The 22,289-nt window shown below is 36.2% G+C and carries 22 protein-coding genes; 10 read left to right on the top strand and 12 right to left on the bottom strand.

All coding sequences use genetic code 11. The features are described from left to right. Window positions 1–4: 4 nt before the first annotated feature. From O1Q81_RS05935 to O1Q81_RS05920, 4 genes are all read right to left on the bottom strand, one after another. Window positions 5–961 carry an iron chelate uptake ABC transporter family permease subunit gene (locus O1Q81_RS05935; RefSeq protein ID WP_386693762.1) on the bottom strand — a complete coding sequence of 319 codons (957 nt, stop codon included), beginning with the start codon at window positions 959–961 and terminating at the stop codon, window positions 5–7. A 10-nt stretch (window positions 962–971) separates the two neighbouring features. Further along, window positions 972–1,925, bottom strand: coding sequence for an ABC transporter permease (locus O1Q81_RS05930; protein WP_386696509.1), 954 nt, complete (start codon window positions 1,923–1,925; stop codon window positions 972–974). A gap of 134 nt (window positions 1,926–2,059) precedes the next feature. Beyond that, window positions 2,060–3,511, bottom strand: a complete 1,452-nt coding sequence (gene mepM / locus O1Q81_RS05925; RefSeq protein WP_386696507.1) for a murein DD-endopeptidase MepM — start codon at window positions 3,509–3,511, stop codon at window positions 2,060–2,062. Between the two features lie 71 nt (window positions 3,512–3,582). Further along, complete coding sequence (locus O1Q81_RS05920) at window positions 3,583–3,852, bottom strand: YcgL domain-containing protein (protein ID WP_386685902.1); 270 nt, start codon at window positions 3,850–3,852, stop codon at window positions 3,583–3,585. Window positions 3,853–3,938: 86 nt separating this feature from the next. On the opposite strand from O1Q81_RS05920, the gene sfsA reads away from it, so the two are divergent. Continuing rightward, window positions 3,939–4,655: a DNA/RNA nuclease SfsA gene (sfsA, locus tag O1Q81_RS05915; protein WP_386696506.1), complete on the top strand. Its 717-nt coding sequence runs from the start codon at window positions 3,939–3,941 to the stop codon at window positions 4,653–4,655. Between the two features lie 211 nt (window positions 4,656–4,866). On the opposite strand, the gene kdsA is transcribed toward sfsA, so the two are convergent. From kdsA to prfA, 4 genes are read right to left on the bottom strand one after another with little or no spacing between them, the layout of a single operon-like run. Then, window positions 4,867–5,721, bottom strand: a complete 855-nt coding sequence (kdsA, locus tag O1Q81_RS05910) for a 3-deoxy-8-phosphooctulonate synthase (RefSeq protein WP_386696505.1) — start codon at window positions 5,719–5,721, stop codon at window positions 4,867–4,869. A gap of 12 nt (window positions 5,722–5,733) precedes the next feature. Beyond that, on the bottom strand, window positions 5,734–6,564 hold the full coding sequence (locus tag O1Q81_RS05905; RefSeq protein ID WP_386685896.1) for a SirB1 family protein: 831 nt from the start codon (window positions 6,562–6,564) through the stop codon (window positions 5,734–5,736). Continuing rightward, on the bottom strand, window positions 6,561–7,433 hold the full coding sequence (gene prmC / locus O1Q81_RS05900) for a peptide chain release factor N(5)-glutamine methyltransferase (RefSeq protein WP_386696503.1): 873 nt from the start codon (window positions 7,431–7,433) through the stop codon (window positions 6,561–6,563). The genes O1Q81_RS05905 and prmC overlap by 4 nt, the downstream gene beginning before the upstream one ends. Then, complete coding sequence (prfA, locus tag O1Q81_RS05895; protein ID WP_386685892.1) at window positions 7,433–8,515, bottom strand: peptide chain release factor 1; 1,083 nt, start codon at window positions 8,513–8,515, stop codon at window positions 7,433–7,435. The genes prmC and prfA overlap by 1 nt, the downstream gene beginning before the upstream one ends. A 274-nt stretch (window positions 8,516–8,789) precedes the next feature. Between prfA and rsxA the strand changes: the two genes are divergently transcribed. The 9 genes from rsxA (at window position 8,790) to O1Q81_RS05850 (ending at window position 16,030) form a co-directional block, all read left to right on the top strand. Next, the gene (gene rsxA / locus O1Q81_RS05890; protein ID WP_386685890.1) at window positions 8,790–9,368 is read left to right on the top strand and encodes an electron transport complex subunit RsxA; all 579 of its coding nucleotides are present in this window, start codon (window positions 8,790–8,792) and stop codon (window positions 9,366–9,368) included. Window positions 9,369–9,371: 3 nt separating this feature from the next. Next, on the top strand, window positions 9,372–9,950 hold the full coding sequence (gene rsxB, locus O1Q81_RS05885) for an electron transport complex subunit RsxB (RefSeq protein ID WP_386696501.1): 579 nt from the start codon (window positions 9,372–9,374) through the stop codon (window positions 9,948–9,950). Next, entirely contained in the window at window positions 9,950–12,490 is a 2,541-nt protein-coding gene (gene rsxC / locus O1Q81_RS05880; RefSeq protein WP_386696499.1) for an electron transport complex subunit RsxC, read from the top strand. Before rsxB ends, rsxC begins: the two co-directional genes overlap by 1 nt. A 1-nt stretch (window position 12,491) precedes the next feature. Then, window positions 12,492–13,568: an electron transport complex subunit RsxD gene (gene rsxD, locus O1Q81_RS05875; protein WP_386693750.1), complete on the top strand. Its 1,077-nt coding sequence runs from the start codon at window positions 12,492–12,494 to the stop codon at window positions 13,566–13,568. Then, window positions 13,565–14,152: an electron transport complex subunit RsxG gene (gene rsxG, locus O1Q81_RS05870; protein WP_386693749.1), complete on the top strand. Its 588-nt coding sequence runs from the start codon at window positions 13,565–13,567 to the stop codon at window positions 14,150–14,152. The genes rsxD and rsxG overlap by 4 nt, the downstream gene beginning before the upstream one ends. Before the next feature lie 11 nt (window positions 14,153–14,163). Beyond that, window positions 14,164–14,814, top strand: a complete 651-nt coding sequence (locus O1Q81_RS05865) for an electron transport complex subunit E (RefSeq protein ID WP_386693746.1) — start codon at window positions 14,164–14,166, stop codon at window positions 14,812–14,814. Then, complete coding sequence (gene nth / locus O1Q81_RS05860; RefSeq protein WP_386685874.1) at window positions 14,814–15,449, top strand: endonuclease III; 636 nt, start codon at window positions 14,814–14,816, stop codon at window positions 15,447–15,449. The genes O1Q81_RS05865 and nth overlap by 1 nt, the downstream gene beginning before the upstream one ends. A gap of 73 nt (window positions 15,450–15,522) precedes the next feature. Beyond that, window positions 15,523–15,780, top strand: coding sequence for a YoeB-YefM toxin-antitoxin system antitoxin YefM (yefM, locus tag O1Q81_RS05855; RefSeq protein ID WP_386693744.1), 258 nt, complete (start codon window positions 15,523–15,525; stop codon window positions 15,778–15,780). After that, window positions 15,770–16,030 (top strand): Txe/YoeB family addiction module toxin, encoded by a 261-nt coding sequence (locus O1Q81_RS05850; RefSeq protein ID WP_386693743.1) that lies wholly within the window; start codon window positions 15,770–15,772, stop codon window positions 16,028–16,030. The genes yefM and O1Q81_RS05850 overlap by 11 nt, the downstream gene beginning before the upstream one ends. 75 nt (window positions 16,031–16,105) lie before the next feature. Here the strand turns inward: O1Q81_RS05850 and O1Q81_RS05845 are convergent, their stop codons facing one another. The 4 genes from O1Q81_RS05845 to O1Q81_RS05830 are packed head-to-tail and all read right to left on the bottom strand — an operon-like array spanning window position 16,106 to window position 22,285. Then, complete coding sequence (locus tag O1Q81_RS05845) at window positions 16,106–17,323, bottom strand: capsule biosynthesis protein (RefSeq protein WP_386696497.1); 1,218 nt, start codon at window positions 17,321–17,323, stop codon at window positions 16,106–16,108. A gap of 15 nt (window positions 17,324–17,338) precedes the next feature. After that, the gene (locus tag O1Q81_RS05840) at window positions 17,339–19,333 is read right to left on the bottom strand and encodes a capsular polysaccharide biosynthesis protein (protein WP_386696495.1); all 1,995 of its coding nucleotides are present in this window, start codon (window positions 19,331–19,333) and stop codon (window positions 17,339–17,341) included. Between the two features lies 1 nt (window position 19,334). Further along, window positions 19,335–20,330: a glycosyltransferase gene (locus O1Q81_RS05835; RefSeq protein WP_386696493.1), complete on the bottom strand. Its 996-nt coding sequence runs from the start codon at window positions 20,328–20,330 to the stop codon at window positions 19,335–19,337. Next, a complete protein-coding gene (locus tag O1Q81_RS05830; RefSeq protein WP_386696491.1) occupies window positions 20,330–22,285 on the bottom strand; it encodes a hypothetical protein in 1,956 nt (651 codons plus the stop codon). The genes O1Q81_RS05835 and O1Q81_RS05830 overlap by 1 nt, the downstream gene beginning before the upstream one ends. Between the last annotated feature and the right edge of the window lie 4 nt (window positions 22,286–22,289).

Genomic DNA, 22,289 nt, shown 5'->3' with positions numbered 1-22,289 from the left:
ACTACTACCATTTTTTCTGCGTTCGCAACAGCAAATAAATAAAATACACCCCACCGATAAAATTAATAATAATGCTTAACGTGGTATTAAAGGTAAACACTTGCGATACTAATAGTTGCCCTATAATTAGGGTCACTATTGCCATTAAAATGGCTGTCGGAATCAAAATCTTATGTTTAAAGGTCGGCATAAACTCAAAAGTTACATTCATTACCAATAAACCCAAAAAGGTCAAAGGTCCAACTAATGCGGTAGAAACTGAAGTCAAAACTGCCACAATAATTAGCAAATGACGAATGATCTTTTGATACGGCACACCTAAATTAATTGCTTGCTCACGCCCCAATGCCAACACATCAAAATAACGCCAATAGCGGATACTGATAGCAATTGTCAGCAATAAAATTCCCATAGCCAACCATAAAATATCCAAATTCATCCGATTAAAACTGGCAAAACCAATATCCTGTGCAATTTGAAATTCATTGGGATCAATTAATACTTCCATAAAAGTGGTTAAACTTTGGAAAAACGTCCCGAAGACAATACCGACCAACAATAAAAAAAACAGATTTTGTTGCTCTTGCTTAAATAAAAAATGGTAAAGCAATAAAGCGAACAGAATCATAATTGCCGTTGAACCCAGAAATAACACAATAGGATCGACTGACAATAAGGTGGTTGAACCAAATAAAAAAATAATTAGGGTTTGAATTAACAAATAAAGCGAATCTAATCCTAATACACTTGGCGTTAGAATACGATTATTTACCACTACTTGAAAAATCATGGTTGCTACTGCAATCGCAGTTCCCGTTAAAGTAATGGCTAATATGCTTAAAGCTCTATGATGTAGGGCGTATTCCCAACGGTTTGGCAAATTATAACCAAGATAAGCACATACGGCTAAAATGCTTAAAACTAACAATAGGATTAATTTTTGACGATAAATTACTTTCATCTTTTATGAGTTAACCCTGTTGATAACGTTTAAATAATAAAATTAAGAACATCGCACTGCCAAATACACCTACTACAGCATTAATCGAAATTTCATAAGGATAAATCACAATACGCCCTAAAATATCACAGAACAGTACAAATACCGCACCAAGCAAGGCGGTATGTGACAGAATTTTTTTCAGATTATCGCCTAAATAAAGAGTAACTAAATTCGGTACGATTAAACCTAAAAAGGGGATCACGCCGACCGATACAATAATAATTGAAGAAACAGTCGCCACAATGGCTAATCCTACATACAGAACCTGTTGATAATTTAACCCGAGATTTGTGGCAAATTCTTCACCCATTCCTACAATGGAAAAACGGTTAGCAAACAAATAAGCTATAATTAACGCAGGTAAACTAAAATAAAGGATTTCATAACGCCCTGCCATCACTAAAGAAAAGTCCCCTTGTAACCAACCTGCCAAGTTTTGCAAAAGATCTTCTTTATAGGCAATAAAAGCGGTAATTGAACTGATAATATTACCAAACATAATCCCCACTAAGGGAACAAAAATGCTATCTTTAAATTTTAGACGGGATAAAATCGTCATAAATAACAACGTCCCTAAGAAAGATACGGCAATGGCAATACTGGTTTTAACTAGCATTGAGGCAGACGGAAACAGTAAAATAGCAATTAAAATACCTAATCTTGCACTGTCCATTGTGCCAGCAGTAGTGGGTGAAACAAAACGGTTACGACTTAATTGCTGCATGACTAAGCCACAAATACTTAAAGCGGCTCCAGCAATTAAAATACTGACTAAACGTGGCACACGACTAATCAAAAAAATTTCCCACTGCTCACCGTCAAAGGCTAATAAACCAGCAAGATTGACCGTACTAACGCCGATAAAAAGCGATAATACAGAAAGCAAAATAACCAGTAAAAATAAGTAACGGCGTTTAATCAAGTTATATCCCAGCCAGAACACAAACAAATGAGAATTATTATTTTTAAGAGTAGCATAGAAAACGCGTTTTTTCAAAATAAAAGTGCGGTGCAAATTCTTTTAAAATTGATTTGCACCGCACTTCTGCATGAACCTTAAAATTTAAGAAACCTTTCTGCTGATTTAGCTTTTACTAAGAAATTTTTACGCTCCCTATCCGCCATTCCAGAGTTAGTACCAGGTAATTTTATCGTCATTGGGTTTACTGCTCGACCATTAATATGGAATTCATAATGTAAATGCGCTCCTGTAGAAATACCCGTATTACCTGTTAAAGCAATACGTTCACCTCGTTTCAACGATTGTCCTGCTTTTACCAACGGTTTACTTAAGTGCATATAAATCGTTTGATATTCACGACTATGGCGAACCACAATATAACGCCCTGCCCCACCCGCTTGATAAGCCACTTTTTCTACAATACCATCAGCAGGCAAAATCACTGGTGTTCCCACGGGTACTGCGAAATCTACCCCTTTATGTGGGCGAACTCGTCCAGTGACTGGATGGCGGCGAGCTGGGTTAAACGGCGATGAAATTCGTGCTTGACGCTGTAATGGTGTACGTGCAAAACCTTTACCAATGGTTTCTCCCTGACGATTGTAATAACGTCCATTATCTGCTTGAATGGCATAATAACTTGCCCCACTGTGAGTAATATGAATAGCATCCACATTCCCTTGACCCGTTAGTTTATTATCTAAATATTCACGAGTCACCAACACGGCAAAATTATCCCCTTTAGATAATTTTGCTATATTTACTTGCCATTGAAGTGCGGTACTTAATTGATTAATTTGACGATTATTCAAGCCTAAATTACGTAAACTCGCACGTAATGAGCTTTCGATTTTACCTTTCAGAACATCTTTCTTCCAAATACTTTTCTTCTCAATAATTTGACGAGCGAATTTGCCAGCATCTTTCAATTCATAAATTCGTTCTTCTTTTTCAGAAACTAGCCAGTTTAAATATTCCAGTTCATTTTCATTATTTAAAATCCAATAGAATTGTTGACCCGCTTTTAGATTTTTTAATTCAGGATAACTAGCAATCAACTTTTTACTGGTTTCATCTTCTAACCCTGACATCTCTAACACGTCTTTTAATTTATCACCACGCACCACCGTATAAGAAAACTGATCAGTAATACGTTTTGCCTGATCCATCGCATCTAACAAATCATCTAAGGCACTTTGAGCATCTTCTGGTAATTTGTCACTGAGATCCACCTCATCTACTTCATCATCTACAGCTAATAAATCATCATCATAAGAAGTTGCATCTAAATTCGAGTTTGTATCGTGGTTGGCGGTTGATAGTGCTTGCCCATCTTTTGATGTACTTGCTGATTCGGTTGGTGTTAATGCTTTATATTGATTATCAACAGATGTATCAACTGTTGCTAATGGTTTATTTTCAGCCGTATTTTTTAACGTTAAAACTCCGCCCACTATGATACAAAACAAAGCAAAAAAGAAAATCACTGCTTTAATACGTGACTTTCTTTTTCGTCTTTCTCGTGCTAACTTAATGTGCTGAACCACCACTATATGACTGCCCTAATAAAAACCTGTGTGTTTATGACAAGGAAAATTTTGAAAAATTCATTATATCATTATAAATGATGATTTTTATATTGTTCTAACAAACTTTTTTGTTGGGGAGGCATTTGTAAATAAAATCCTTGCTGTTGAATTTGCTCCATGACTTTTTGATTATCCAGCTGTACTAAAGACTTATTTCCCTTTAAATTAAACAACATAACAAAAATCGGCGTACCAAAAATTTGGCGTAATGTATCTGGCACCGCATCAAATTGATCTCGCTTTTCCACATACAGATACATTCCATCTTTTCGCTTGCTTTTATAAATGGCACACAGCATAACTATCCCCTAAAATTTAACGCTTGTGAGAATAACAGAAATCGTTAGAATGTACAGCAGAAAAGGAAAAATTATAAGGAAAAATAATGCAATTCCCGTTATTACAATCAGCTAAATTGATTAAACGCTATAAACGCTTTTTAACCGATATTGAATTGCCAAATGGCAAAATTATCACCATTCATTGTGCGAATACAGGTGCAATGACGGGTTGTGGCTCGCAAGGGAATATTATTTGGTATTCCGATTCTGGTAGCACAACGCGTAAATATCCCCATTCTTGGGAAATTACACAGTTAGCCAATGGTCAATTAGTGTGCATTAATACTCACCGCTCTAATCAGTTGGTATTTGAAGCATTACAAAACAAACAAATCAAAGAACTGGCTGAATACGATCAGATTTTCCCTGAAGTTAAATATGGTGAAGAAAATAGCCGTATTGATTTCCTACTTAAAGGCAACGGATTACCCGATTGTTATGTGGAAGTGAAATCAATTACTTTGGTGAAAAATAATATTGGTATGTTCCCTGATGCGATCACTACACGAGGACAAAAACATTTACGAGAATTGCTCGCAATGAAAAAACAAGGACATCGTGCCGTAGTGTTATTTGCGGGGTTACATAATGGCTTTGATTGCTTTAAAATTGCTGAATATATCGATCCTGAATATGATCGTTTGTTAAAAGAAGTGCAAAAACAAGGGGTTGAAGCCTATGCTTACGCTGGAGAATTTGAAATTTCACAAGAAATTCCCACCGCACTTTCACTCACTCATTCCGTTCCATGGGTAAAATAAATAAAAAAATTGGATTTTTTGATAATTATTCTTATTTAATCCTTGACAATATATTTGAGAATAGCTATCATTAGCACCATTCAAACAATAATAGATAATCACTCCATCATTTTACGCCACTCACCCCCACAAAGAGTGGCGTTTTTTTTTGCTTTTCGCGAGTTGTTCTCATAATAAACCCCGTAGCTCAAGTACGGGGAATTTTTTCGCCCTAATTTGAAGTATCCAACACGGCAAAAGATTTCACCAAATCATCAATCGCTTTCATTTGACTAACAAAGCCCTCTAAAACAGATAATGGTAAAGCTGAAGGACCATCACATTTGGCTTGATTTGGATTTGGGTGTGCTTCTAAGAATAAACCAGCGATGCCAATGGCTAAACCTGAACGAGCAAGTTCGGTCACTTGTTCACGGCGACCACCTGATGCGGCACCGAAAGGATCACGACATTGTAATGAATGGGTCACATCAAAAATTACAGGACTACCCTTTGATGCTTTTTTCATCACACCAAAACCTAGCATATCCACAACTAAATTATCGTAACCAAAGTTAGTCCCACGATCACATAAGATCACTTTGTCATTACCACATTCTTCGATTTTTTCTACAATATTCCCCATTTGCCCTGGGCTTAAAAATTGTGGTTTTTTCACATTAATCACCGATCCCGTGCGAGCCATGGCTGCCACAAGATCAGTTTGACGAGCCAAAAATGCAGGTAATTGAATCACATCTACCACGTCAGCAACAGGTTGACATTGGTAAATCTCATGCACATCGGTAATGATTTTTACGCCAAATTGATCTTTTAATTCTTGTAATATTTTTAACCCTTCGTCCATTCCTGGTCCACGGTAAGAATGAATGGACGATCGATTAGCTTTATCAAAAGAGGCTTTAAATACATAAGGTACGCCTAATTTTTGTGTTACTTCTACATATTTCTCGCACACTTGCATTGCCATATCACGGCTTTCTAGCACATTCATTCCGCCGAATAATACAAATGGCTTATTGTTGGCTACTTCAATATCACCAATTTTTACAATTTTGTCCGTCATAATGTTTCCTTTTTAGTGTAATAAATCGTTATGCAATTCTTTTTCAATTTCAGGCAGTTGAGCCATTAGCATGAATGCCGTTGGATCATCGGGGCATTTTTCTACAAAATAATGCAAATCTTCCACAGCTGCATGATATGCCCCCATTTGAGCTAACACTAAACCACGATCTCGCCGTTCATAAGGTTCAAATGCTTTATAAGGATAGTCATCATATTTATAGTTTAACAAACGGCTTTCAATATACTTTAATGCCGCATCATTATGTTCTTCCCGAATTAAACAGCTTTTTGCCAGTTGAGCAAAGCGTTCTCTCAACTCATGTGGTTTGGCAACGGCTAAGTCTTCTTGTGACATCGTTGCCCCAAAGCCAAACGCCCCTTCGTAGAGCTTTTGTAAATCCTGCTGATTTAAATATTTGCCGTCCCAAGGATCAATAAATGCCACTTCATTATCCACATCAGCACGCAAAATGAGCTGGGTTGGGAACATCACAGGATACAATGGTAACGCTAATTTATCCGCTAAATACAACAGAATACAACCTAGGCTGACTGGCATTCCACGGTGCGAACGTAGTACATAGCTTAAATACAGATTTTCCGCTTGAAAATAATGTTGTGGATCGCACTCAAAGCCCCAATCACCATACATTAATTGTAACAATTTATGGATTTTAACTCTCACATCATCATCCGCTGGAATAACCTTACGAGCTTTTCGCACCAATCCACCCATCAAAGAACGAATTGTACGTAAATCTTCTCCGTCATCTTCCGTGGTGATTAAATAGAAACTTTCCATTTCTAAGTAAAGAGATTGTTTGAGTAAATCTATTTTCATTTTAACCTTGCTAATGTAACTCGTTCATTACCACCATAATCCTTGACAGTTTGTACCGAGTGCCATAAATTTTTTGTCAAAAATGACCGCACTTTTTTACCCTGTTGCCAACCATGTTCTAACAAAAGCCAACCTTGTGGTTGTAAAAACTGCGGTGCTTTTTCAATAATTTTTTGTAAATCTGCATAACCTTGATCTTCTGCTATCAAAGCAGATAAAGGCTCAAAACGTACATCACCTTGCTGTAAATGTGGATCTTGCGGATCAATATAAGGCGGATTACTGACAATAATATCAAAGCATTCAGCAATATTTTGAAACCACGAGCTTTGTTGAAATTCTACATCAAGCAAATCATTTTGCTCTGCATTTTGTCGAGCTAATGCCACCGCACTAGCCACCAGATCCACACCTAAAATGCGATATTTTGCACCGCACTTTTTCAACTCATCAGCCAAAGCTAACGCAATCGCCCCCGTGCCTGTACCTAAATCTAAAATTGACACTTCGCCGTTTTGTTGTATTTTTTCTTTAGCGAGAATTAATGCGTGTTCCACCAACATTTCGGTATCGGGACGTGGAATTAAGGTATCAGGTGATACTTTTAGATTCAACGACCAAAATTCAGTTTCACCAAGCATGTAAGCGATTGGCTCGCCCTTGGCTCGGCGAGCTAAAAGTGCGGTTAATTTTTCGCAATTTTTTTCACTCAATTCCCGATCGTTAAATGCCATTAATTGCGATTTTGAGTAACCAGTAACAAATTGTAATAATAAATAACTATCCGCTTTGGCGTTTAAATATGGATCGTTGGTTAAATTTTCGGTTAAGTATTGTTTGGCATAAACGATCCATTGTGCGATATTCATTACGCCTGTTCCGACAACGCCGCCAACTGATCCGCTTGGTATTCGGTAATAATCGGTTGAATAAGTTCATCAATTTTGCCATTCATGACTTCATCAAGACGATATACAGTTAAATTAATACGGTGATCGGTTACTCGACCTTGTGGATAGTTGTAAGTACGAATTTTATCGGAACGATCCCCTGAGCCTAATAGATTACGGCGAGTATCTGCTTGTTCTGCAGCTTGACGTTCTTGCTCGGCTTGCACAATGCGAGAAGCTAATACTGACAAGGCTTTCGCTTTGTTTTTATGTTGTGAACGTTCATCTTGACACTCTACCACAATACCCGTTGGAATATGGGTAATTCGTACCGCTGAATCGGTAGTGTTGACGTGCTGACCACCAGCCCCTGATGAACGATAAGTATCAATCCGTAAATCGGTTGGATTAATTTCTGGCAATTCGCTTTCAGGCAATTCTGGCATCACTGCTACTGTACAAGCAGAAGTATGAATCCGCCCCTGACTTTCGGTTTTTGGCACACGTTGTACGCGATGCCCACCCGATTCAAATTTCAACTGACCATACACACCATCGCCAGAAATTTTGACGATAATTTCTTTGTAGCCCCCTTGCTCACTTTCGTTGGCACTCAAGGTTTCTATACGCCAACGCTTACTTTCTGCATAACGGCTGTACATACGGAATAAATCCCCTGCGAAAATCCCCGCTTCATCGCCACCAGTACCCGCACGGATCTCTAAATAAGCATTATATTCATCATTCGGATCTTTCGGTAATAACAAAATTTGTAACTGTTGTTCTAAACTTTCTACTTCGCTCTGACATTCTTCAATTTCCATTTCTGCCATTTCTTTCATATCGGGATCGTCAAGCAATAATTCTGCTTCTTGCATATTAGCATGCAGTTGCTTCCAGCGAGCAAAGACTTTTACTACGTCCTCTAATTGGGCGTATTCTTTGGAATAAGCACGAAATTTATCTTGATCACTGATCACGGACGCATCGCCTAATAGGGCTTCTAATTCTTCGTAGCGTTCGTTTAAACTGTCTAATTTACTAATAATACTGGCTTTCATTATTGGACTAACCTTTAAAATAAAATCTGTTAACATTGTAGGGGCGTTTGTATAGGCTCTAATGCTTGAATTGCGGTTTTAGCAGATATGCAATATGCCGCCACAATGGGTGTTATTTCTTAAAAAATTTTGCGTATTCTAGCACAAAACTGCGGTGAAAATTAACGGCGTTTTGGAATAAATCTATTTTTTTATTGTTCTCACCGCTCAAAACAAGGATAATACGCAAGACTAACTCACGAATTTTACTGATAACAATACCTTAACTGATTTTATGGAATATATTTTACTCATCATTTCCACCGCCTTGATTAACAATTTTGTGCTGGTGAAATTTCTCGGTTTATGCCCGTTTATGGGGGTATCCAAAAAAGTGGATACCGCCATAGGCATGGGCTTGGCGACTATGTTTGTGATGACTGTAGCATCTTTGAGTGCCTATTTAGTAGATACTTATATTTTAGCCCCATTTAACGCTCAATTTTTACGTACTTTAGTTTTTATTTTAGTTATTGCGGTAGTGGTGCAATTTACCGAAATGCTGATTAATAAAACTAGTCCAACACTCTATCGTTTACTGGGGATTTTCTTGCCATTGATTACCACTAACTGTGCTGTGCTTGGTGTGGCATTATTGAATATTAATTTAGCTCATAATTTAACTGAATCGGTCGTCTATGGTTTTTCAGCATCACTAGGCTTTTCTTTAGTGTTAGTATTATTTTCTGCCTTGCGTGAACGCCTTGCTGCCGCCGATGTACCATTACCATTTCGTGGGGCATCCATTGCCTTGATTACTGCTGGGCTGATGTCCCTTGCCTTTATGGGGTTTGCTGGATTAGTGAGAGCCTAATTAATGACAACCTTATATTATGTGTTAATCGCCATTGCTATACTCGCCTTAATTTTTGGCGTGGTACTGGGTTTTGCTTCGATAAAACTCAAAGTAGAAGCTGATCCCATTGTAGAAAAAATAGATGCTATTTTACCTCAAACTCAATGTGGTCAATGCGGTTATCCTGGTTGTAAACCCTATGCAGAAGCTATTGCTAACGGTGATGTAATCACCAAATGTATTCCAGGTGGACAACAAACTATTGTCAAAATTGCCGAATTAATGGGCGTTGATGTCCCCTCCATGGATGATGTAGTAGAACCTGAAATCAAAGTTGCCTTTATTCACGAAGATATGTGTATCGGATGCACAAAATGTATTCAGGCTTGCCCTGTTGATGCCATTATCGGTACCAATAAAGCCTTACATACAGTTATTGCCGATCTTTGTACAGGTTGCGAGCTTTGTGTTGCACCTTGCCCAACCGATTGTATTACTATGGAAAAAGTTGAACAACAAATTGATCACTGGAACTGGAAATTTGATCCCAAAATGGTCATTCCAATTAAATATGATAATAAAATGGTGGTGGGCGAATAATGGCTGATGTATTAACTCGCTATCAATCAGGTAAACTTTGGGATTTCCACGGGGGTATTCATCCCCCTGAAATGAAATCACAGTCCAATTCTACGCCAATTTCCACCGCACCTTTGGCAGACAAATTCTATGTGCCAGTAAAACAACATTTAGGCACAGCTGGCAATTTATTAGTCAAAGTTGGCGATCAGGTTCTTAAAGGACAACCTCTCACCCAAGGTGATGGTTTGCGTTGTTTGCCTGTTCACGCCCCGACTTCAGGCATCGTAACGGATATTTCTCCATATATTGCGGCACATCCATCAGGCTTAAACGAGTTAGCGGTGCATATCCAAGCAGACGGCAAAGATCAATGGCGTGAACAGCAACCGATTGATGATTTCTTAACCCTCAGTACAGAACAATTAATTCAGAAAATCTATCAAGCAGGCGTAGCTGGTTTAGGTGGTGCGGTGTTCCCTACCGCTGCCAAAGTAAATTCCGCCCAAAATGCAGTGAAATTGTTGATTATAAACGGGGCGGAATGTGAGCCTTATATTACCTGTGATGACCGTTTAATGCGTGATTATGCAGATGAAATTATTGAAGGAGTACGGATCTTACGTTATATTCTTCGCCCTGAAAAAGTGGTTATTGCGGTAGAAGATAACAAACCTAAAGCTGTATCTGCCTTAAAATTTGCGTTACATGGGGCGAATGATATTGATATTCGAGTTGTTCCAACTAAATATCCATCTGGTGATTCTAATACTTTAGTCAAAATTCTGACTGGCATAGAAGTGCCAAGTGGTAAGCGTTCTTCTAGTATTGGCGTGTATATGCAAAATGTCGGCACGGCATTTGCGATTAAGCGAGCAGTGATCAATGATGAACCGCTGATTGAGCGAGTGGTAACACTTACTGGAGATAAAATCCCAAATAAAGGCAATCAATGGGTGCGTTTTGGCACACCGATTTCCTTTGTGTTAGAACAAGCGGGTTATCAAGCAGATGAGCGGTTGCCTGTCTATTTAGGTGGTCCAATGATGGGGTTGGCATTGCCCGATTTAAATGCCCCTGTAACCAAATTAGCTAACTGCTTACTTGCTCCTGATCATTTTGAATATACACCACCTCCAGCAGAACAATCCTGTATTCGTTGTTCCGCTTGTTCAGATGCTTGTCCTTATTATTTAATGCCTCAACAGCTTTATTGGTTTGCACGTAGCGAAGATCACGAGAAATCACAACAATATCAATTAATGGACTGTATAGAATGTGGACTATGTGCCTACGTTTGCCCAAGCCATATTCCATTAATTCAATATTTCCGCCAAGAAAAAGCTAAAATTTGGGAAATCGCTGATAAAGCGAAAAAAGCGGAAGAAGCCAAAATTCGTTTTGAAACACGTCAAGCCCGTTTAGAAAAAGAAGAACAGGCTCGCAAAGAACGTACTCAAAAAGCAGCCGAAAATCGCCGTCAAGAAGTAGCGAACAGTAAAGGCATCGATCCTGTCGCCGCAGCGTTAGAACGATTAAAAGCGAAAAAACAGGAAAACGCCAAAGAATTCACTGAAATTAAAACCATTATTGATGAAAATAAAGGCGAAGTATTGCCAGATAATTCTGATATTATGGCAGAACGTAAAGCAAGACGTTTGGCTCGCCAACAACAGCAAAATATAACTGAAAATACCACAGAAAGTGCGGTGCAAAATCAGCCAATTTTAGAAGAAAACAGTACCGTTGATCCGAAAAAAGTGGCTATTGCTGCCGCTCTTGCACGAGCTAAAGCTAAAAAACAGGCTCAACAACAAACCGCTGAACCTGTCACGGAAACCTCGGTTAGTACAGAAGAAACAACAGAAATCGATCCGAAAAAAGCCGCTGTTGCTGCCGCCATTGCACGAGCTAAAGCTAAAAAACAAGCTCAACAACAAACCGCTGAACCTGTTACGCAAAACTCGGTTAGTGCCGAAGAAACAACGGAAATCGATCCGAAAAAAGCCGCTGTTGCTGCCGCCATTGCTCGGGCTAAAGCTAAAAAACAGGCTCAACAACAAACCTCTGAACCTGTTACGCAAAACTCGGTTAGTACCGAAGAAACAACGGAAATCGATCCGAAAAAAGCCGCTGTTGCTGCCGCCATTGCACGAGCTAAAGCTAAAAAACAGGCTCAACAACAAACCACTGAACCTGTCACGGAAACCTCGGTTAGTACAGAAGAAACAACGGAAATCGATCCGAAAAAAGCCGCTGTTGCTCGAGCTAAAGCTAAAAAACAAGCTCAACAGCAAACTGCTGAATCTGTTACGCAAAACTTGGTTAGTATAGAAACAATGGAAATTGTCCCGAAAAAAACGACAATTGCTGCGATCATCGCTCAGGCTCAAGCTAAAAAACAAGCTCAGCAACAAAGTGCTGAAAATGTTAAGGAAAACTCGATTAGCACAGAAACAACAGAAATCGATCCGAAAAAATCCGCTGTTGCTGCCGCTATTGCTCGAGCTAAAGCTAAAAAAGCAGCTCAAGCACAAATGAAACAAGAAAATAAGGAATAATATGTTTAGAATTGCAAGTTCCCCACATACTCATTCAGGTAAATTGACCGCCCGTATTATGTTATGGGTGATTTTTGCAATGTTACCTGCATTCGGTGTACAACTTTATTTCTTTGGCTTTGGCGTGCTGATTCAAACTGCCTTAGCAGTAAGTTTCGCCTTGCTATTAGAATATGTGGTGACTTATTTACGCAAAAAAACTGCCTTGTTCTATATTTCTGATTTCAGTGTGGTACTAACAGCCTTGATTTTAGCCATGGCTATTCCCCCTTATGCTCCCTACTGGATAATTTTAAGCGGTATATTTTGTGCGGTAATTTTCGGAAAACACGTTTATGGTGGTTTAGGGCAAAATTTATTTAACCCTGCAATGGTTGGTTATGTGGTGTTATTAGTTTCATTCCCCGTCCAAATGACAGCATGGCTACCACCGATTTCCCTATTAAACGAACCACCGACACTGGCTGATAGTTGCCACCTAATCTTTTCAGGGATTACCACTGATGGCTTTAGCTTACATCAATTAGTCGCAAGCATTGACGGCATCACATCCGCTACGCCATTAGATGCCGTGAAAACGGGGGCTAAAAGTGCGGTATTTTCTTTTAATGAATTAAGTCAATCACCTATTTTCTCTGCAATATTACCGTTCAGTTCAGCATTAAACGGTATCGGCTGGACACAGGTTAATCTTGCCTTTTTATTCGGTGGATTGTTTTTAATTTGGAGAAAGATTATCCACTGGCAAATTCCTGTGGCATTTTTAACCGCACTTTTCATCATGGCATGCTTAAACTGGATACTTTCACCTATCGCCACCAGCCCCATTTGGCAGTTATTCACGGGAGCGACTATGTTTGGTGCATTCTTTATTGCCACTGATCCTGTTAGTGCTTCCATTACGCCAACTGGTAAGCTGATTTTTGGAGCTTTAACTGGCATACTGGTAAGCCTAATCCGCTTTTACGGCAACTACCCTGACGGTGTTGCTTTTGCGGTTTTATTGGCGAATATTTGCGTACCATTAATCGATCATTATAGCCGTCCAAGAGTGGCTGGACATACGGAGAGAAGATGAAGATAATAAATATTGGTAAAATTGCCAGTCAATATGGTTTATTACTTGCCTTTGTTGCATCAGTTTGCACCGCAATTTCAGGTGGCATTTATTTGCTAACTAAAGATAAAATTGATGAAGCCATTGCAATGCAACAGCAAGAGTTATTATTACAAGTGATGCCACAACGTTATTTTGACAATGATTTAATGAATAACTGTGATGAACGCAAAACGCCAGAAATTAATAAAATTTGCACCGCACTCTTAAACGGCAAGATTTCCGCTTATGCGATTGAAGCCACCGCTCCAGATGGTTATGCGGGCAATATTCGGATATTAATCGGCATGACTCCCGAGGGTGAGATTTTAGGCGTTCGAGTGCTAGAACATCATGAAACCCCAGGCTTAGGTGATAAAATAGAAACTCGTATTTCCAACTGGATTTTAAGTTTTAACCACAAAAAAATCAGCCTAGATAATATAGACGAGTTTGCAGTAAAAAAAGACGGTGGTAAATTTGATCAATTCGCTGGAGCAACCATTACACCAAGAGCGGTGGTCAATCAGGTAAAACGTTCAGCGTTGGAAGTACTTAATAAATAGTGATAAATATTATGACAGAATCAAAAACAGAAAGCCTTTGGCACAGCCTTTTTCTGCAAGGTTTATGGCGGAATAATCCAGCAACAGTACAACTACTTGGGCTTTGCCCTTTATTGGCAGTGTCTAATTCAGCAACTAATGCCCTAGGCTTGGGTTTAGCCACAATGATTGTATTGATTTGTACCAATACAATGGTGTCGCTATTCCGCCGCCACATTCCCCATGCAATTCGTATTCCAATCTATGTCATGATTATCGCTACTACCGTAACAGTGGTTCAATTACTCATGAATGCTTATACTTATAGCTTATATCAATCACTGGGGATCTTTATTCCATTAATCGTCACCAACTGTATTGTAATCGGTCGTGCTGAAGCCTTTGCTAGCAAAAATACCCTATTACATTCCGCTTTTGATGGTTTCGCCATGGGATTAGGTATGACTTTAAGCCTGTTTTTATTAGGTGCATTACGCGAAATTTTCGGAAATGGTACATTATTTGACGGTATTCATTTATTACTTGGTGATTGGGCGAAAGTGCTACGTATTGAACTTTTCCATAATGACAGCAATCTATTACTTGCCATTCTTCCACCAGGTGCATTTATCGGGTTAGGACTAATTTTGGCATTTAAAAATAAGTTAGAACAGAAAAAATAATGAACCAACAAAAACGCATTGAAATTTTAACGCGCTTACGTGATAACAATCCGCATCCCACCACAGAACTGAATTTTAGTTCACCTTTTGAACTATTAATTGCCGTTATATTATCTGCACAAGCAACCGATAAAGGCGTGAATAAAGCTACGGAGAAACTATTTGCCGTGGCAAACACGCCTGAAAAAATTTATGCTTTAGGGGTGGACGGCTTAAAGCAATACATTAAAACTATCGGACTATTTAACAGCAAAGCAGAAAATATCATTAAAACTTGTAAAGATTTAATTGAAAAACATCATTCACAAGTACCTGAAAACCGAGAAGCCCTAGAAGCTCTTGCGGGCGTAGGACGAAAAACCGCTAATGTGGTTCTCAACACCGCTTTCGGACATCCCACTATTGCGGTAGATACTCATATTTTTCGAGTTGCTAATCGAACTGGATTTGCCCCAGGGAAAGATGTCGTGAAAGTGGAAGAAAAACTATTAAAAGTTGTGCCAACAGAATTCAAAGTTGACGTTCATCACTGGTTGATTCTACACGGTCGCTATACTTGCATTGCCAGAAAACCAAGATGTGGATCTTGTTTAATTGAAGATTTGTGTGAGTTTAAGGAAAAGACTGACGTTTAATGAAACACTTTGACACATCCATAGCACATACGTACAATATATTGTACAACATTTAATAAGAGAGAGAAAAAATATGCAAACCATTACTTATAGCGAAGCTCGCCAAAATCTGGCAAGTTTAATGGCACGAACAGTAAATAATGTAGAAACTATTACTATTACTCGAACTAAAGGGGAAAGTTGTGTATTGATGTCGTTAGCAGAATTTGAGGCTCTGACAGAAACTGCTTATCTTTTACGTTCCCCTGCCAATGCCCGCCATTTATTAGCGTCTATTGAAGAATTGCGGAATGGTAAAGTGGTTGAAAGAGAACTAAAAGATGAAATATAAGAAACTGTTTACTGATAGCTGCTGGCAAGATTATTTATATTGGCAAACTACCGATAAAAAAGTCCTCAAACGAATCAATGAATTAATTAACGATATTGAACGCACACCCTTTGCAGGTATCGGTAAACCTGAACCCTTAAAACATAATTTATCAGGATTTTGGTCACGGCGAATTGATGGTGAGCATCGTTTAGTTTACGCTATCAACAATGATGAAATTCAGCTTGTAGCTTGCCGTTATCATTATTAATGCCCCAAAAACCATATATTTTATAAAATAATAAATTGGCTACCTAAATAACTAAATAATGAGAAGAAAGTTAAATCAACCAAATTCAGATAAATAAACTTGATTATAAAAACTGCCATTAATTTGTGTTTTATTTAAATGATATAACCTAAATGCCTCAAACACTTTAGGGTTTGGAGGCTGTAGGTTATGCCAAAAACTTTTTAAATCACCTTGATATGTTAATCCAGCAAAATCATAGTTAGCTCGTCCCAATGTGAGAACAGGCATATTATGTAATAGTGCAGAAACACCACATGTACTATTTAAAGTAATCATCCCTTTGCCATGACGTAAAAATACAGGCATTGGCACATCATGCACATAAAATAATCGCCGTTTTAATTGTGGATAACGATGGATATAAGTATTGATAATATGAGTATAATCGGTAAATCCTCGATCCATAGGATGATGTTTTATAATTAGGGTTAAATGCTTTGGAGCAAAGAGTAAAAAAGAGTCTAACACATCAAGTAAAAATTCTTTTACACCGAAATAATCACTATGTACTTTAACTTGACTATCATTATAAACCTGTAGAGGTACAATATAAAAGTCCCCAAATTTACCGTTTTCAACAAAATGTTTAAACCGAAAATCTTTAATATAATACCATGCTCTTTTTATCCCAGACCATAGCCAACTTCTAGCATAAAACCTAATACTTAGCGATCGATGATGTTGATAATCAGGATATTTTTTACGATAATACCAAGTATTTACATAATAACAAATAGCTATCTTCGCTAAGGTGGAAAAACCTTTAGCAGAGGATTCTACTTCGGGAGGAGCAGTTAAATTAGATATTTTTTCAAGAAAAAACTGAGCATTTTTAGGAATTAATGAATAAGCATTTACTCCCATTTTTTCCAACGTCACATAATGCGGACGAAAATATCCTTCTTCAAATACCCAAAAATTTAATTTAAATTGTTCGGCAAGAATCTTAGCCATAATATGATAGGAGCGATTATCCCCAAAGCAAACTAATGAATCAATTTGATGGTATGAAATATATTGACTTAAAAAATTCTGAAAATTTTCTATTGTGTCACGATATGCTGTAGTATGAAAAGAGTCATTTTCAGGGAAAAAATACTCATCACCTGCATTTAAATTTATTTTAAATACATTTTTCTGCTTATTATGCAAATAAGTCGCCAGATCATAAAAAAATGAACCTATCGGACCTTGCAATAATAGAATATTTTTTCCATTATCAACTAAATCTATTAAATTATGCTTAATCATATTTTTATCACAATGTTATTTAACTGCATAATAAAGCTGTTTTAATTTTTCTAATTGCTTAACTAACCAAGAACGATTAAAGGAAAGCGATTTTTCTTTTTTCTGTTGGTTGAGTAATTCAATAACATATTGAACCTTTGTTATTCTACCCGTATTCGGATTTAAATAAATTGGATAATAAATTAAAACCCCAACAATTAATTCATTTAGTGTAAGTTTTCTTGTTCTACGAGATAAGGAAATTTTATCTTCCGTCAATCCCCAATTTGCATAAAATGGCAAACCATAACAAACCACTTTTTTATTACGTAATAGAGCCTCAAAACCTGCTAATGATGTCATAGTATGCAATTCATCTATTTGCTCAATACAATCCAAAATATTTGCATCAATAACAATTTGATCAGCATATTTTGCTAATACATCAGCCGCAACGTCCCCCATACGATTACCACTCACTACATCAGGATGTGGTTTATAAATAATATAAGCATTAGGATTTTCAGTTCTCACTTTTTGCAGTAATGCTTTATTAGTTTTAATCTGCGGTGAACCGAACATAATAGAAGCATCATCTTCTACCTGACCCACAACTAATATTTTAGTTTTAGGTGTTTTAGGTAAATTAACAACACCTTGCCCTACATTATATTTCCCAATACGTTGTTGAATTAAACGATGTTTTATTTCTTTTGCTGTTTCTAAATCAGATTGCTCAAAATATTGGTTTTGTAAGATCCACTCTAATCGAGATGGATTTTGAGCATTAAAATAAATACCTAAATCATCGACTACTAAAGATAATGGTGCAGTTAGATTTGAACCTAATCCTACTGAACGAATAAAACCATCTTCCATTCTAATAATGGGAATATTATGTTCTTCAGCATAGTCTAATAATTCTTTTTTCCCATTTCCCCAAACTAACAATTTACTTTGTTCAGGTAATACCATCTGTTTTAATTTATTTAAAGAACTAATAAAATATAATCTACAACTGGGGAAATTAAAAAAAGGTTTAATTACTGATTTTTTCCATAAAGAAACATCTACACAATAAAAATCCCCTTTTAATTGTTTTGCCCAATATTTCTCATACACTAAAGAATCAATTACATCAAATATCGTACCCTGTTCCCCTGTGTTTGGGTTGATATAACAACTATATTTTAAATAAGCTGCCGCAAAAAGTACCAATAAAGTGCGGTCATTTTTTGGTGTTTTTTTACCCAAGTTATGATGGCGATCATCAGTTAATCCCCAGCCAGCAAACCAAGGAACACCAAAAGTAATCACTTTTTTACCTAACATCAAGGCTTCAAAACCCATCTGTGATGTTACGCAATAAACCTTTTCCACCGATTTTAATAAAGAAATCGGATTAACATCATTACTCAACAGGTTAATCTTTGGATTATTCAAACCAGTTAAATAGCCCTTTTTTTTACCACAAATTACATCAGGATGTGTCTTTATCCAAATTTCGCAATCAGGATTTTCATCAATAGCAGCCTGTAACATTTGTTGAAAATTATTTTCATCAGCCTGTCCATATTTTACCGCCATATCACCAACGGTTTGATCAATCACTAAAATAATTGGCTTATTTTTATGCTTTGCATTAAATTCAAAATTAGGCACATGGTTATATTTGGACAGTTGATATTGACAAATCAATAGCATTGCTTGCTTTGCATTATCCAAATCTACTTGACTAAACTCAGCATCAAGAATTAATTGCTGTAATCTTGAAGGTCTTGTGGTGTCGTAATAAATTCCTAAATCATCAACAACGAAAGAATAAGATGGATAACCTTGTACACCTAAACCTATTGAACGAAGAAAGCCGTCTTCTAAATATAAAGAATGAATACCTAGTTTCTCAGCAATCTTTTCACGAATGAGGTGCTTTCTTCCCCAAAATAAGCAAGAATTAAGGAATTCATTACCTTTAAGTAATAATGCTAATCGCTTTTTTTGCTTATATAAACCAATGGTAGAAAAAAACATATTATTTTTTGCTCAAAATAACGTTCTGTATCTTAGTTATAAATTGTGACCAAGTAAAATTATTCAACACAAAATCTACTCCAGCTCTTGCTTTTTCTAAGTCCTGTTTAGTTGCACCGTATTTTAATCGAGTAAGTAATTCTACTGCCTCTTCTTCACTATGAACAATATGACAATAATCTCGAAATAATTTTTCCATAGCAATACTTGGTGTAGAAACTAAAATCCCTCCACAAGCCAAAATTTCAACCACGCGGCGTGAAAACATCGTTGGGGAGTCTGTAATCGTATTGACATTAAGTGACACTAAGTAATCACGATAAATATCCGATGTATGGATATAATCCACAGCATTATTTACCATAAAATTAAATTTCTCATTTGGATAACGATACATTTTATTTTTTCGATTTGAATTACGATCAAATACTGTTAATGCCATATTTGCCTTTTGGGCAGCACCAAATAACATTTCTTGGTGATTAAGCCTTTCACTATGAATCGAGTTATTATAACTACCAACAAAATTTGCACTATTATGTTTAAAATGAAAGCCCTGAAAATTATGAATCTTCGGTTGTACAGGAAACATCGCTACATCAACGGTTGTTGATGCAGGAACAATAGATCGATATTTTCTTATACAATTTTCATCAACCGTAAAAATATGATCAAAATGTTTTGCCGAGTCAATAAATCGATCAAAATGTACTGAATCCTCTTTATTCCAAAATACTGTTGGAATACCTTTATCTTTTGCTTTTTCGACTAAACGAAGTAGTTTCTGATTATTTCGTTTAGGGTAGTCTGGATAAGCTGCTATTTTGTATTTCCAGCGATCTTTGTAGCCGTTCCAAGCGGATTCTACAAGGATAAAATCGCAAGAATAAAAACTCCGATTTCTAAAAATAGATGACATTTCATTTATTTTTATGTCATATTCATAACAAAGTGAAGTTCTAGTGATTTCATCCGTTATTATTGATACTTTTATCATTATAGTTCCAATAATTCAAAATTAAGCTTATTCTTTAATTTTTCTTGTGTATCATACAACTCAAACTCATTTATCCTTACTCTACTAGCCTTTCCCCAATTCCAAGGTTCTAAATCTCTTTTAGCATAGAGCGATAATTTTACTGGTAAAAAACCTAAATCCCGATGTTCTTTATCAATATTCATTTGACAATATATATTTCGCTGCGAAGTGTTTACTGATAGTTTTTTTTCATCTTTTTCCAATGAATAAAAAAATCTATCATCTAATTCTTTACTAAAATGTGGGATATTTAATTTAAAACCGACATAAGAACTGTTGTTATTCACCTTTATTTTAAAACATAAATCATACCCATCATTCTTATTTAAAAGATTTTTCTCAATATATATATCAATATATTTTTCACTAGTGTTCAATAACAAATCAGATTCTGAAATCTTGCCATTAGTTACTATGGAGATATCTGTAATGTAGCTATTAACTGGATCACTATTAAATTTGGGAGTTATATTTCTTACAGTTAATCTATGTAACAAATCTTCTTTAACTATATAAGGATTTAATTTTTTAATTTGTGGCTGTATATTTTGATCAAACTTAACTTTTCCTAGCCCAGTATTTTTAACCAAGGGAGAATGAGTATTTGGCAAAATATTGCTTAATATATCATAGGTTCCCAAAACTAGCTTACTAGGGTATATTTTCCCTAAAACATCGATATAGAAATGATCTTCATTATATATAGATGCATCGTAATAATGAGTGACTAATAAGTCAAAATGTTCTTGTGCTAATGGATTGCTAAACCGTATCCCCGACATTTTTATGTTTGTAATACAAAATTTAAATGAATCAAAATGAAAAGAAAATGTCAACCCTTTAAAAAATCGTCCTTTTTCACCATCTTTATTTAATTCATTTATTACTTTTTTAATCCAAGGTGATTCAGCAAAAAACCATTCAAAATCAATATCTGTTTGTGGTAAATGATAAAATAATGAGAACAGAACAAATTCAGCACACTTTGTGCAACTACAACACCATTTTTGATTTTTATCCACAGTACTTTCACACATTACTAATGTTTTATAAAAATCAGAATCATTTTTTGCTAAATAACCAAAACTAGATAATTCGGTTAAATGTTGATTGGCATTAAAAATAGATAATTCTTGCGCAGAAAACTCTGATGTATAAAAATCACTCAATCTTTTAATATGGGCATACTGTGACCTTTCAAATCCGAACTCTAATTGTTCTTTATTTGGAATAAAATAATGACAATATTCATAACTAAAAGTAATATATTGAAATTTATTTAACCACGCCAAAACGCCAAGTGGCGCAAAATAAAGCTCTAAATGATAATTTTTTATAATCCCTCGTACATTGGTTTTAATCTTAATAATCTCCACATCATAATGTTGAGCTATCGGAGATAAAATTAATTCATCACGTCTATCTTCTAATTGTTTCACATTGACGTGAGAATCTGGAATAACAAAAGAGATCAACGTGATATTTTTAATATCCTTATGTTTTTTAAAAACATCCAAGGCACAATAAGAATCTTTACCGCCCCCATATAAAATACCAATATGATCTTGCGATGACGATAATATATTAGATTTTTTTACTTGTTTTTCTGATAAATTTGAAAAATAAACATTTTCTAAATTATGATAAGCAATCCAAAAATCAGCAATATTTTTTGAGATTGGATCTTCAGTAGTAATAATAGCATCTATGGATGAATTAATTAAGCGATTCAATAACAATCCAATGATGGTATTATAATGTACATCTAGCGGAACAGACGAAATATCCAAATCATAGTAATCAACATAAATAGAATTTACGCTATTAGGATGATCATAATCCATATACCAATGAAATGTAACAATATTACCTTTTACAACTGGTCTTTTAATAAAAACAAAATTATTTATCATATTG

Origin of the sequence: Lonepinella sp. MS14436 (genome assembly GCF_042470565.1) — a bacterium.
Classification (GTDB): Bacteria; Pseudomonadota; Gammaproteobacteria; order Enterobacterales; family Pasteurellaceae; genus Lonepinella.
Note: the sequence above shows the minus strand (reverse complement) of the source record. Positions and strands in the feature narration are given on the sequence as shown.